At 43.1% G+C, this 14538-nt stretch carries 9 protein-coding genes; 1 reads left to right on the plus strand and 8 read right to left on the minus strand.

Annotated features, from left to right (window positions below; all coding sequences use genetic code 11):
- Positions 1-12: 12 nt before the first annotated feature.
- Positions 13-1101 carry a molybdopterin-synthase adenylyltransferase MoeB gene (moeB, locus tag G563_RS0102225; RefSeq protein WP_028663863.1) on the minus strand — a complete coding sequence of 363 codons (1089 nt, stop codon included), beginning with the start codon at positions 1099-1101 and terminating at the stop codon, positions 13-15.
- Between the two features lie 142 nt (positions 1102-1243).
- Between moeB and G563_RS0102230 the strand changes: the two genes are divergently transcribed.
- A complete protein-coding gene (locus G563_RS0102230) occupies positions 1244-2743 on the plus strand; it encodes a choice-of-anchor I family protein (protein WP_028663864.1) in 1500 nt (499 codons plus the stop codon).
- A gap of 135 nt (positions 2744-2878) precedes the next feature.
- Here the strand turns inward: G563_RS0102230 and cobA are convergent, their stop codons facing one another.
- The 7 genes from cobA to G563_RS0102265 all read right to left on the minus strand — a co-directional run bounded on the left by cobA (position 2879) and on the right by G563_RS0102265 (position 14404).
- Positions 2879-3625: a uroporphyrinogen-III C-methyltransferase gene (cobA, locus tag G563_RS0102235; RefSeq protein WP_028663865.1), complete on the minus strand. Its 747-nt coding sequence runs from the start codon at positions 3623-3625 to the stop codon at positions 2879-2881.
- A 4-nt stretch (positions 3626-3629) separates the two neighbouring features.
- Positions 3630-5804 (minus strand): ferredoxin-like domain-containing protein, encoded by a 2175-nt coding sequence (locus tag G563_RS0102240; protein ID WP_028663866.1) that lies wholly within the window; start codon positions 5802-5804, stop codon positions 3630-3632.
- 261 nt (positions 5805-6065) lie between these two features.
- A complete protein-coding gene (locus G563_RS0102245) occupies positions 6066-8444 on the minus strand; it encodes a M43 family zinc metalloprotease (RefSeq protein ID WP_028663867.1) in 2379 nt (792 codons plus the stop codon).
- 1 nt (position 8445) lies between these two features.
- Complete coding sequence (locus tag G563_RS0102250) at positions 8446-8934, minus strand: lipocalin-like domain-containing protein (RefSeq protein WP_028663868.1); 489 nt, start codon at positions 8932-8934, stop codon at positions 8446-8448.
- Positions 8935-8985: 51 nt separating this feature from the next.
- Positions 8986-9870 (minus strand): hypothetical protein, encoded by an 885-nt coding sequence (locus G563_RS0102255; RefSeq protein ID WP_051210711.1) that lies wholly within the window; start codon positions 9868-9870, stop codon positions 8986-8988.
- Between the two features lie 46 nt (positions 9871-9916).
- Positions 9917-11314 (minus strand): RagB/SusD family nutrient uptake outer membrane protein, encoded by a 1398-nt coding sequence (locus G563_RS0102260; RefSeq protein ID WP_028663870.1) that lies wholly within the window; start codon positions 11312-11314, stop codon positions 9917-9919.
- 39 nt (positions 11315-11353) lie between these two features.
- The gene (locus tag G563_RS0102265) at positions 11354-14404 is read right to left on the minus strand and encodes a SusC/RagA family TonB-linked outer membrane protein (protein WP_028663871.1); all 3051 of its coding nucleotides are present in this window, start codon (positions 14402-14404) and stop codon (positions 11354-11356) included.
- Positions 14405-14538: the final 134 nt, after the last annotated feature.

The following is a 14538-nucleotide window of genomic DNA, read 5'->3' on the forward strand; positions in this document are numbered from 1 at the left end:
TAGCATTCAAAATTACCCCAGTTTTCGATAAGCGACGATTCCGCCTTCCAAATTTTTTAGGTTTGTGAAACCATATTTTTCCCGTAAGAGTTGGATCGCTTTTTGGCTTCTCATACCACTCTGACAATGAACAATTACCCATTTGTCTCGCTCAATTTGCGTTACCCATTGCTCCAATTGAGACAATGGCATGAGCGTAGCCCCTAAGTTATCAATAGCGTATTCGTGAGGTTCTCTTACATCGATCAGCTGAAAATCTGCTTTTTCTTCCAACAACAGTTTTAGCTTGTTCGGGCTTATATTTTCATCATCAGGGGTTTCTTTTTTGATGCCACAAAATTCGTCGTAATCAATAAGTTGATCAATCACGGGGCGTTCGGGCAAACGAGGAATTTTGACAGTACGAGACAGAAGCGTAAGCGCGTCCATCACGTAGAGCTTTCCCGTAAGAGGTTCTCCGATACCCGTCAAGAGTTTAATGGTTTCGTTGGCTTGCAAACATCCTATAATTCCGGGCAAAACCCCCAACACTCCCGCTTCGGCGCAGTTAGGGGCAAGTTCTGGAAGAGGAGGCACAGGAAATAAGTCGCGATAATTGGGGCCATTTTGGTAATTAAAAATAGCCACTTGTCCTTCAAATCGATAGATAGCACCATACACCAGTGGCTTGTTGAGTAAGACACAAGCATCATTGACCAAATATCGCGTTGGAAAATTGTCAGAACCATCTATCACTACATCGTATGGTGTTAATATAGTAAGAGCATTTTGGGAGTTAAGTTGTTCAAAATAAGGCTCTATCTGTATCGACGGATTCAATGAATGTAAACGGCGGGCCGTTTCTTCCACTTTGGGCTTCCCTACCGACTCAGTGCCGTACAATATTTGTCGTTGTAGATTGCTTTCATCTACCCTATCACCATCCACGATACCTAAAGTACCTACTCCTGCCGCCGCCAAATACAATAAAATAGGACTTCCTAAGCCCCCACACCCTATTACGAGCACTTTGGCGGTTTTGAGACGCCGCTGCCCCTCTATTCCAAATTCGGGAATCAGCAAATGACGACTATAGCGGCGAAGTTCTTCAGCAGATAGCATTTATAAACCCAATTTAGGAGTAAAATAATATAAAAATATGGCCTATCTAAAAGTTCCAAAAATACGCAACATTTAACTTCTGCTTAACTTTTGGGTCATATCTGCATCACACACCATATCTACATTTGTTTAAAAAAACTTTATGAAAAAATTACTACCTCTTGTATTCATTACCTTATTTTTTAGTTGTGCTGACCACAACCTCGATTTTGTCAACGAAGATGCATCGGCATTCAGTGAAATAGGCATGATTGACGTAGGCGACGTAGGTGCCGCCGAAATCACCGCCTATGACCCCATCACAAAGAGACTTTTTGTGGTAAACAATGGTACGGTAAACAAAATTGATATAGTGGATTTTAGCAATCCTTCGGCGATGAAGGTCATCGGGAGTATCAGTATGGCGCCTTACGGAGGAGCAGTCAATAGCCTCAGTACTTTTAATGGGCATTTGGCCGCCGCTATTGAATCTCTGAATAAACAAAACCCCGGAAAAGTAGTAGTGTTCAATACTACCACCTATGCCGAAATCAAAGTGGTAGAAGTGGGTGCTTTGCCCGATATGGTTACTTATTCAAAAGACGGTAATTTTATCCTTACTGCCAACGAAGGAGAGCCCAACGATGCCTATTCAGTAGACCCTGTGGGCAGTGTGTCTATTATCTCTGTCAAGGACAATTATAACGTAGTCAACTTAGATTTTAGTCCATTTGCCAGCCAACAAGCCGCATTGATGGCAAAAGGTTTGAGAATTTTTGGTCCTAATGCTAGCTTTGCTCAAGACATCGAGCCCGAATATATCACGGTATCTGAAGACTCAAAAACAGCATGGGTGACACTCCAAGAAAACAATGCTATTGCCAAAATTGACCTTGTCAGCAAAACCATTACTGGGATTTTTCCGCTAGGTTTCAAAAATTATAATACATCGCCTACAGGGATAGACCCGAGTGACCGCGACAATGCGATTTCGCTTAATGCATGGCCTGTATATGGTATTTATCAGCCCGATGCCATCGCCACTTATACGCACAATGGTGTGCCTTACCTATTTACTGCCAATGAAGGTGATGTACGTGAATATACTGGTTTTGCCGAAAATCGCCGCATCGGAGCCAATGCTGTGACGTTAGACCCTACTATTTTTCCCAACGCTAGTACGCTCAAACAAGAGGCACAACTAGGCCGTCTTAATATCACCACTACCCTCGGTGACACTGATGGCGATAAAGATTATGACGCGCTGTACTCTTTTGGTGCTCGTTCTTTTAGTGTGTGGAATGGCAATAGTGGCGCTTTGGTATTCGATAGTCAAAATGACCTTGAAGTCCGCAACATCGCCGCTGGATTGTATGATGACGGGCGCAGCGACGACAAAGGCGTAGAACCAGAAGGCATTGCCATTGGGCAAGTAGGCGCTAAAAAAGTAATCTTTGTGGGCCTTGAGCGTTCGGATGCCGTCGCTATTTATGATGTCAGCAATCCACAAGTCCCTGTATTTTTGCAACTTCTTAAATCTGGTGATGCGCCAGAAGGAGTACTCTTTGTTTCAGCCACTTATAGCCCTACAAAGCAAAGTTTGATAGTAGTAAGTAGTGAAAACGACGGTGTTATTAAAGTTTTTCAAGCCAAGCCTCTTTAAATATCCTCCCTCCTTGATACGTGGGTCATCTCTACATTTGGGATGACTCATGTTTTTTTCTATAAAAACAAAAAGAGGCTTTTGAGGGTTACTCAAAAAGCCTCTCTGACAACGGAAACCGAATTAAAGGGTGGGTTAATTAATCGCAAATTGAGAAATCTGATGAACTTTATCGGCTAGTTGTGCTACATTTCCTAGCACAATAATCGCCGGAGAACTAAGGCCCGCTGCTTGAGCCAATTGTAATATATTTCCTACTTTACCCGTCACAATCTTCTCGTCGGCTCGTGTTCCATTTTGGATAATGGCAGCCGGTAAGTCAATTTTTCCGAGCTGAGCGTATATTTCTACAATCTCGCCCAGTTTGTGCATTCCCATTAGTACCACCACAGTGGCCGTAGATTGAGCAGCAAGTTGTAAATCTGCCGAAAGTTTGTGGTCTTTGGTAGTACCTGTAATGACCCAAAAGCTTTCACTCATACCGCGATTAGTAAGCGGAATTCCTGCCAAAGCGGGCACGGCATAACTACTCGAAATACCCGGTACAATCTCTACTTCTATTCCGTGACGCTGTACAAACTCTAGCTCCTCATAGCCTCGGCCAAAAATAAAAGGATCGCCACCTTTCAGACGCACTACGTGGCCGTATTGCTGGGCATATTCCACAATGAGATGATTTATAACATCTTGATTGCAGCTATGCTGGGCAAAACGCTTCCCTACATTCACAATCACACAAGAGGGCTTGCAATGTGCCAACAGCTCAGTACTTGCTAAGGCATCGTGCAATACCACATCGGCTGCTTGCAAAGCTTTTAGACCTTTGAGCGTAATGAGGTCGGGATCGCCGGGGCCAGCCCCGATAAGTGTCACTTTGGTCATAGGATTAACTATCTTTTCCAAATTCTACCAAAGACAGTTCGGGTTCGTCGTCTTCGGCCAATTGGGCTTTCCTAATTTCGTTAACTTTTTTCAAAAACCCAGTAGCTTTACTCACAAAATCTTGGGCGAAAGCTTCAGTAGGCTCGTTTTTGTTGATACTAAATACCAATTCTTTGAACGATTCTCCTTCACTGAAGTCAGTTCCAAAATTTTCTTCAAAATCTTTGATAATACCATATTGAGTATTTGTAGATACTCCTTTGCTTACCAATAGGGCTTTAGCACCTGTCACAAACACGTTGTAAGCATGATAGATAGCATCGGCCCAAATTCCCTGGGTGAGGGTTTCGGAAGCCCAAGTTAGTTTTTCTTGTGCTTCGATGATGGTAGTGGCTACTAGGTCAATCAACACACTTGCACACTCTCCTACCCCTACTTCAGTCTGATAAGGCTCATCATGATCCCAATCCACATAATCGCTGCTTACAAGAGAAGTCAAATCGGCTAAAGGCTTGAGCAACGCATAGAAATATTTGTTTCCTTGACGCAAGAAATAATCGTTGTAATACTCACCTTCATAGGCATTGTTTTCATAGTCATTCAACAACACACGCAATGCCTGAGGGCCACGTTTGGCGGGAAGTTTGATGACTTTATCCCCAATCATCCCTTCGCCTGCGCCATTGAATCCCCCACCCAACAATACCTGAATAGCTGGTAAAACAAGTTTACCGTTTTTGAGGGAGCTACCATGAAAACCAATGTTAGCGGCACTGTGCTGCCCACAGCCATTCATACAGCCACTGATTTTGATTTTGATGTCATTGTTGTAGATAAGGTCTGGAAATTCTTCTTTCATCATACTTTCCAAGACGCGGGTGATTCCGTAGCTGCTCGAAATCGCCAAGTTGCAAGTATCGGTTCCGGGGCAAGTAGTGATGTCGGCGGTAGTGTCAAACCCTGGTTCGGCCAAGCCCAATTCATTCAATTTCTGGTAAACTGCGGCCAAATCTTCAGCTTTTACAAAACGCAATAAATAACCTTGATTGACCGTAACTCGGATATCATCTGCTGCGTACTGACGTACAATGTCAGCTAATTGGCGGGCTATAGAAGAATGAAAATCGCCTAATAATACCCGAAGCTGTACAGCATACCATCCTTTTTGCTTTTGTTCAAATACGTTGGTTCTCAGCCAATTTGTATATTGGTTATCTCCCTCAGTCAAGGATTGGGCTATCAATTCTTCTTTAGTGATTGTATCCGTTCTTTCACTCTGATAGAGGGCATTATCGACCAAAAAAGCAGGCGTAGGAATACTGTACTGCTTGTTTTTAACGGCGGTTCTTTCCTCTTCAACTCTTCTCAAAAACTCTTCTAAACCAATATCAGCCAACAAGAATTTCATCCGTGCTTTGTGACGACGAACGCGCTCTCCGTAGCGGTCAAATACTCTGATAACGGCTTCAATAAAAGGAATCACGGCTTCTTCTTCCAAAAATTCGTAGGCTTGCTTGGCCAATAAAGGCTGCGCACCCAAGCCTCCTCCAATCAATACTTTGAAGCCATTGATAGACTCACCGTTTTCATTGATACGAGTCTGAGGAATCAATCCCACATCATGCATAAAAGCATAAGCAGAGTCTTTTTCTGAAGAAGAAACAGCTATTTTGAATTTCCGCCCCATATCCTGACAAATGGGGTTGCGAAGGAAATATTCAAAAATAGCGTGAGTAATCGGGGTTACGTCAAATGGTTCATCAGGATCAATACCTGCTTTAGCAGAAGCAGTTACGTTTCTAACGGTATTGCCACAAGCTTCGCGCAAGGTGATACGAGCATCTTCTAACTCTGCCCACAGCGCTGGCGAATCGGCCAATTTCACAAAGTGAAGTTGAATATCTTGTCGAGTGGTAGCATGGAGATTGCCAGTAGCATACTTGTCTGAGCAATCAGCAATTCTTACCAATTGGTCGGCGGTCACTCGTCCATAAGGCAATTTAATCCGAATCATCTGCACGCCAGGTTGGCGTTGCCCATATACTCCACGGGCCAAACGAAACTTACGGAAAGCCTCTTCGGGTACATCACCGCTACGAAATACACTGATTTTGCTTTCTAATTCAAGTATATCTCGGCGTGCGGCTTCACTAACATTAGGTGAGAATGGAATTGACATATCCTTATATTCTATCGATTTTATATTTTTTAATTCAAATGTAAGAAGGCTTTTGAGGCCTTAGGGGGATTATCAATACAATCCTATTTATCTTCTATGCAAATAGATTATAGATAAATATATTCTATTGAATTAGTATTGTTATGCAAATTTGGGTGATTATGAGCGAAAATCCTAATTGGTAATAATAAAAAAGAATAATGCCTCATAACGAAAAGTTATCACATCTCGTTATGAGGCATTCACTGACACCTCTCCGTATCAGAATTTAACCAAACGCCTTCGGTCGGCAAATTCGCCTAATTGAATATCGATAAAATAAGAGCCGGCCGGATATCCTTGCATATTGAGAGTGTGCTTGAACACATCGCTTTCTTTTTCGAAGTCTCCTTTCCAGATTTCGGCACCTGTTATGCTACGCAATCTTACATTTACTTTTCCTCTCAGCGCATTTGTAAAACTTACTTCTACCAATCCATTGGTCGGATTAGGAGTAAGAGTAAAGTCTTTTTCAGGCAGTTTTTCATTGGATAGCACCTGCGTGTTTCTGACATACAAGGTTACACTTGCCGAATCTACGCATACATCCGAGCCTGTACCTTTGAGAGAATACGTGATAGTTCGGGTAGGGCGAGCCACTACTTGGGGGCCAAGCGTAGAACTCAATCCTTCCGGAGGCGACCAGTTGATAATTCCCGCACCCCTACCTTGAAGTGTCACGGCTTGCCCAGGGTCTATAAATTGGGCAGACGCTTGTATTTGTACGGATGGTTTCATCCCTACTTGCGCCGTGATAGCATGAGCTACATTGAGCCCTGTTCGTACAATATAGCGATCCCAACTCCCGTTCACATCTTGCTCCCAAGAAGTTGCATTGAGCGACTCACCATTTTTGGTAGTGACCAAAGCCACCGTATCCCCTGCCACATAGTCAAACTCCACCCCTATCAAAAATGCAAGGTTGTTTTGTCGAGATAGGTCAATATTTTGATCGAAAACCACGCTTGTTGCACGGTTGTTAGTAACATCTTCTATGATACGCCTAAGGGGGATTTCTTTGACCGTAAGCTCCGAGCCCGGTCCTCCTTGAAAACCCCGAGCATTCCATACTTTTACCCTCACCACCGATTCGGTGGCACTACCACGGGCGGCTTTTGCCACTCCAAATTTCAAAGAAGCACCTCGAAGATTAGTGTATCCTAATACATTTTCAAACAATTCTGCCACCGCCTTTGTACGTCGGCTATTCTGTCCTGCCACATAGCCTGTACCAGGGGCTTGCTTTATCACCGTGCCAGTTCCCACAAAATTGGTTATGCTAGTACAAAGCCCTGCATTGATTACCTCAATATATTCTGTTTTGACGAGTGGCGCAGAAGCTCCTACTGAGTTAGATACAATCAGCGATACCTTGAATTTACCGGGGGATTTATAAGTGACTGTCGGATTTTGAAGAGTAGAAGTAGCGGGGTCACCTCCTTCAAACTCCCATTGCCACGCAGTGGGGAAACTAGAAGAAAGATCCGTAAATTTTACTTGACCACCAAGTAATACAAACCGATTTTCGGCCTGAAATTCGGGAACAGGACGCGACACCACCACTTGCCCACACACATTGGAAGTAAGCAAAATAGCACGACGTGGACTTATTTCCATCACAGCTCGCATCCTTGTTTTTTGGTCACGCGTAAAAATATTAAAACAGCCATCATCGGAATAATCCATGTAATTTTCCACCATATTAGTAGAGCCACAACTTACCCTTCCTTTCTGGCAACCACGGCTTTCGGAGGCTTGTGGAGGGGTATCATCACAAAAATCATCCCCACAAGAAGCATCTCCCCAAATATGACGTAAGCCCAACCAGTGACCTGTTTCATGAGTAAGCGTCCGACCTAGATTGTTGGGCGCGGCCAAAATAGGAAAACTACCTTTTTGAGCATTTCCAAAATTAGCGAAATTAACCACTACACCATCCGTACTAGCAGCTCCTCCTCCTGAGGGAATCCCTGACAAGTTGGAATTACTCGGAAATTGGGCATATCCTAAAAGATTTCCATCTTGCCCACCAAAATCAAGCACCCAAATATTATAGTACTTATTGGGATCCCAAGAAGTAGTAGGCTTGAGACTTCCTTCAATATCATTACGCGTCCAATCGGCTCGATTGCCATTGATACGCTCAATGCCTGGCTCCGCCATCCGTTGACCTTGTGGATTTAGCTGGGCCAAACAAAACTCTATTTCTATATCAGCCCCACGAGGATCATTGTTGAAACCATTGGTGTTAGCCCTTCTTCTGAAATCCTCATTAAGCGTTTCGATTTGAGATTGCACCTGCGCTTGACTAATGTTGCGCCCCGTGCCTATCGCTTCACCGTTGTGTACAATGTGAACTATAATTGGAATCGTAATCACCTCGGCAGTACCTCTATTTGCAGCCATTTTAGCTTTGATTTGTATCATTTTCCGCTGCAAATCTCGCTCAAAATCAGTGAGTGATCCTTCTTCAGGATGCCGTAATCGTAACAAGCTATCCATCTCCATAGTGGCGCATTGCTCTGGACGACGCTGAGCCTGCACCCAGCTCACCACCAACATAAACGAAGCTAACAGGATACGCGTAAATATTTTTAACATGCTATTTGCTGCTTGAATTAAAAGTAAAACGATAACTGGCATCTATATCATCAAAAAATATCTCCAGCACCATTGTATTTTCAGTTAGGGTTTTGATTATGAATGGTAACTTCACTCCCCCAAAAATACGTGGAATACCAATTTCGAGGGTAGCATTAGCATTCGTCAATTGCCAAGTGTCAGTAATAAGAGTGGCAGGCTCACTCGCGCTACATTTGAGAGTTCCGTTGGTATACTCCATCTTTTTCTCTTCATCGGCATAAAACACAAATTGGTCATCCAAGGCACAAGGGTTAAGAACCTGATTACCGGGAAGGTCAAAGGGATCTTTCTGATCCACAATAGTAACAGATGTAAGCCCCCACGACTTTTTTTCGGTACCTGTCAAGAGCTGAGAATATGTAATAGGCTTAGGCTCCAGTTTTTCCGAACAGCTACTTGCGATAGCTACCATTAAGCCAAAAACGATAACATTTAAAATTGATTTCATATGCCTCTTTTTAAAAGTTTTTTCTAATCAGATGGTTTATAGCAACTAACCTCACTGAGGAATATAAGTCAACGGAATAGTAACAACACTATCTTTACCGTCGGCCAAGCGATAAATCTTCCATCTGATATTGAGGGTAATACGCTTATTAAGTGGATTCCATACACCTGTTCCGGAGAGCGTGTCGTAGCCAGAAGCTAATCCCGACACTACCTGAGGAGGAATCGTCAGGGTATTGTTGCCATTATCTATAAAATCAAGCTTAGGGCGCTCAGCTTCAAATCCTACGGGAGCATCCCAATTAAAAAACTGAGGAAAACCTAGCAAACCAATGTTGATATTTGAAACGGTGTATCGCTTACAATCTGAGCTAGCAATATCGATATCGGTTACTTGATATACCCGGTTTCCACCTACAGGGAGCTGTCCCGTAAATAATCCTTCCATAATACAAGCATCGCGTATATTAAAGATCATTTTTGTACCTAATCCTCCTTCGCCAAATCCCACTTTTATCTTATCGCTTGGAGATACAGAAGTAAGGGTAAATTCTATGGAACTTGATTCTAAAATATTATTGGAATTATTAAGAAGATACAATGTAATCTCCCCAAAGCTTTGACCTATCGGAATAATAACCGTCCCTTTATTACCTTCAATACGATAATCACGACCTTCACGAGCTGTGCCGCCTACGGTATAAGATACATTAATAGATTCGTTCAAAATAGGCCCTCCATTGTGGACTCTTATCTTAATCGCTTTGGGATAACTCTCCTTATAGCTCAAGGTAGTATCCGAAAATCTCACGAAGTTGGGTCCGTCATACACTATTAGCTGCTCTTCACACCCCGCTAATCCAAGGCCCGCTGCCACCATAAAAAGTAAGAAAAATACCGCTACGGTCCCGTTAAACAAATATTTTTTATTTCTCATAAGGAATGTATTTTACCAAATACTAATTCGTTTCAATTTTTTTAACCTAATACCCTGGGTTTTGTTGACCTACCAGCGAAGGATTTCGTTGTATTTCAGTCTGAGGAATTGGCCAAAGTTCATATTTCTGAGTCCAATTGGGAGAAAAGGCAGACATCACCACCTGTGCTCGCCCCGTACGTACTAAATCATACCAACGGTGCCCTTCAAAAGACAATTCGTACAATCGTTCTCTTTCAATAATCAAGAGTGCTTCCGATTGCGAGGCCGCTGTTACTAAAAGGGGTTTTTGATCGTTTGCTAAATTTTTGCCAGCCCGAGTGCGAAGCACATTAATGTCGCTCAACGCCCCGTTGGTACCTGTTACTCGTCCTTGTTGAGCCCGAGCCTCTGCCCGAATAAGGTACATCTCACCTAGTCTGAAAATAACGATATTGTTGTTGTCTTCATCGGGTGTGCCATACTTATCTACTCTCCAGCCATTATCACCACCACCTTGTTCATTGAAATCAAACGATACAGTTTGCTGTCTTTCGCCAGCGTCACGGGTGATAAGCTGAGAAATATACTGGTTTGAAGGAATAACCTCTCTCCGACCTACGAGTAAGTTGTTCAAGCCAAAAGCACTTGTTCCAGGGTCATCTGATGCTGTATAACCTACTTCAAATATAGACTCATTATTAAAATCTTCAGCAACTATATCAATGTAATTTACCAGCTCATAGTTTCCAGAATTGATGACCAAAGTAGCGTAGTTTTCGGCCTCTGTCCACTGTTTTTGGTATAGATAATACCGTGCCAAAGCGGCCCGTGCAGCACCTTTGGTAGCATACCCAGCAAAGACCGAGCGCCCTTGGGTAGCATTACCTTCGGGCAAGTCTGTCAAGGCAGCTTGAAAATCGGCAAGAGCACTCGCCAATATCTCTTCTTTAGAAGCTTTGGCAATTACCTTATTAGCGTCTATATCAGTAGTGGTTACTTTGGGAATTCCACCAAAGGTAGTTGCCCCGATAAAATTGGCCATTCCGCGTAAGTAACGAGCCTCGGCAGTGACTGATTTTCTATCAGCCTCACGTACACCTGGCACCGTGGGGAGCTTCTCTATCAAAAAATTACATACATAAATTGTATTGAAAACAGCCCCCCACAAAGCTCCTGCCACACCATTGGCCGAAGTGATTTGCTTATTTCCAAGCTCTTGATAATCCGTAAAAGTGCCATTGTGCTGTATATAATCAGCCGTAAAATCTCCCACAATCACCTTAGGAGCAGCAGTGCTACGAAAAGCAGCATAAGCCCCTAAGCGCACCGTTTGTACATCTTTTGCTTCATTGAGTACAAACTGATCGGCCAAAATATCAATAGGTTTGGGTTCTAATATCTCTCGGCAGCTACTTAGCCACAAGGCCATTACTAATGTAAATGAAATATGATATTTGTTCATCTGTAATTTCGGTTGAAACATTTAAAAAAACTCTCCCTCTCAAAATCCAACGGTTAGTCCTATAGTAATGTTACGGGTTTGAGGCAATGTAAAGAAGTCTATTCCTTGAGCCGAGGTAGAACCGTCCAAAGTACTTACTTCAGGATCTGCCCCAGAGTAGGAGGTCAACGTCCAAAGGTTAATGCCCGTGGCATACAAGCGTGCAGTTCTGACCTTTACTTTACTCAACCACTGCTGCGGTAAGTTGTAGCCCAATGCCACATTTTTAAGGCGCAAATAAGACCCATCTTCTATGAATCGGCTACTATGAAAATTGTTATAGGTGTTCCCCAACTCATAGCGAGGTACATCCGTGATATCTCCAGGTTTTTGCCAACGTCTCAAAGCAGCCCTTACCTGATTGTTTTCTAGGTTCGCACCATTATCTAGCAAAGTAGTATTAGAGAAATTAAGAATTTTATTACCATAAGTGAATTGAAAAAAGACACTTAAATCAAAATTTCTCCAAGAGATACGATTGGTAAAACCACCAATGACCTTTGGCTGAGCTGTGCCGATTACTTGCGCATCATCAGGACTAATTCTGCCGTCTTTGTTGTAGTCTTCATAAAGCGCATCGCCCGTAGCTACATCCACCCCCAAAAATTTCAAACCCCAAAATGTACCCAAAGGTTGTCCCGGCAAAATCACGTTGGTAGCACTTACACCATTGGCTGTATAACCACGAAATAGTGGTTGATCATTTACGAGTTGAACTACTTTGTTTTGATTGTGGGAAAGATTCAAGTCAGTATTCCAACGTACCCCTCCATCTCCACTTCTATCGATGTTGACAGTAGAAAGGGTAAATTCTAAGCCACGGTTGGAGATAGACCCGATATTACCCTGAAAACCACCAAACCCCGTAGTAAGCGGGAGAGGTTGGTTAAAGAGTAGGTTATCGGTAAGGTTGTCATAAGCTTCTATAATGACACTCAAACGTCCACTCCAAAAAGAAGCATCTATTCCAACGTTTGCTTCACGGGTACGCTCCCACTGCAATAAGGGGTTGTTGAGATTGTTAGGACTTACTCCCGTGGCACCACTGTAGGTTGAGGCCGCCCATGTACCTAAATAGGTAAAGTTTCCGATACGCTCATTTCCTGTATATCCAAAACTACCTCTCACTTTTAAATCTTGAAGAAAGTCCCAAGATTTAAGCCACTCTTCCTCAGAAAGGCGCCATCCTAACGATATGGAGGGGAAAAAGCCAAAGCGGCGATTGGGTCCAAAGCGTGATGAACCATCATAACGCGCCGTAAAGGTGGCCAAGTATTTTTCTTCAAAATCGTACCGAACCTCCCCAAAACCCGACATTAGGCCATTTTGGGCAAATCCAGAACCTGCGGCATCTTGTACACCCGACGAATTGATATAAGTAAAATCATCACTTGGAAAAATTCTTCCTGATGCAAAAGAGCTACGATTTTTGGTTTGCAAAATCTCAGCTCCCAAAAGTGTATTAAAATGATGTTTCTCGCCTATATTAAATAAATAAGTAAGGGTATTCGAATTGAGAAGTGTATAAAGTGTATTAGTACTATACACGCCATAGCCTTGCCCACCCACTGCTGGTAAAAAACCACCAATTGCCGTAGCCGAAGACTCATATTGATCTTCCTCGGAGTTGTTGTAATCCAAACTAACTTTGCTAGTGAGCTTTAGATTTTTAATAATTTCGTATTGACCACTTACGCCTGCTAAGATTTTGGTTCCGTAGGTTTTGAAACGAGGCAAAACAGCTTGTGCAACAGGATTGAAATTAGGAAACCCGGGGTAATTAGCATCACCCGGCGCGTAAAGTCGCCCTTGCTCATTGTAAGGTGAGTAATAAGGGAGACTCTTGATAGCTCCCGAATACACCCCATCCAAGAAGTTGTCTCCTTTGACCCGGTCGTTGGTAGTGAAGGTCAAAGCCAAATTTGAACTAATGGTAAACTTACTGCTAGCTTTATGGTCTAAATTCAACGCCCCAGAATAACGCGTAAAACGGTTGTTGAGCTGCACGCCTTCTTCATCCCTAAATCCTCCACTTAAATAAAACCGAGTTTTATCGTTACCTCCATTTGCCGAAACTTGATATTGTTGATAAATACCTCGTCGCAAAATCGCATCCAACCAATCGGTATTGATTCCGTCTGTCACGCCAGCTATCAGTCCTCTCCGGTCGGGATCTTGCCCCGCATTGACGACCGCCTCTCTTTGTAAAGCGAGTAGTTCGCTGGAATTCAACAAATCAACCTTTTTGATGATATCTACGATACCTCGTTGTGCATCAAGAGTTACCGTGGTACGTGAATTGGCTTTTCCTCGTTTAGTCGTAATAAGCACTACCCCATTGGCCGCTCTTGAGCCATAAATCGCTTTGGCCGATGCATCTTTCAAGACTTGCATCGACTCTATATCATTGGGATTAATAAACGATAGTGTATTGTCGTTTTGTCCCCCAAAACTACGTCCCGATACCGCATCATCCATTACGGGAATTCCGTCAACTACAAAAAGTGGCCGATTGGAAGCAGAGATAGAGGTATTTCCTCGGATCCTCACTGCAACTCCTCCACCCGGCGTACCCGAAGACTGTGTCACTTGTACGCCAGCCGCCTGACCTTGCAGCGCTTGGTCAAAACCCGCCACCGGAATATCCTTAAATTTGGAGGTAGAAATAGAAGTAATTGACCCTAGTATATCTTTCTTTTGAGTGGAATTATAACCCGTCACAACCACTTCATTGAGCTGAGTAGGGTTTTCTACCAATTCCACATTGATAGTAGTACGGTTTGTTATGTTTACTTCTTGGGGGAGCATCCCAATAAATGAAAAAACCAGTGTAGCTTTGCCACTTGGAATGGTAATACGATAGTTGCCCTCAATGTCAGTGCTCGCTCCCGTGGTAGCTCCCTTGAGGGTCACGTTTACGCCTGGCATCGGTTCCCCACTATTGGCAGAGGTAACTTTTCCGGTCACCGTACGCGTTTGAGCTACAACTGCCACACTCAAAAGCATCGCACAAAAAACAGTAACACAATACTTAAGTAACGAATGATTCATGTATGAAAATTTTGAAAATATAAGGAATTTCTAAAAGAGCTTTTGTAGGTGTGTGGTTCTAGGTCGAAAATTTAGAGAAAAAATTTGGCTCAAATGATACTCTACCAAATTATTTGCAAATTTAAAAACGAAAC

This window comes from Runella zeae DSM 19591, from assembly GCF_000423565.1.
GTDB classification, from domain to species: domain Bacteria; phylum Bacteroidota; class Bacteroidia; order Cytophagales; family Spirosomataceae; genus Runella; species Runella zeae.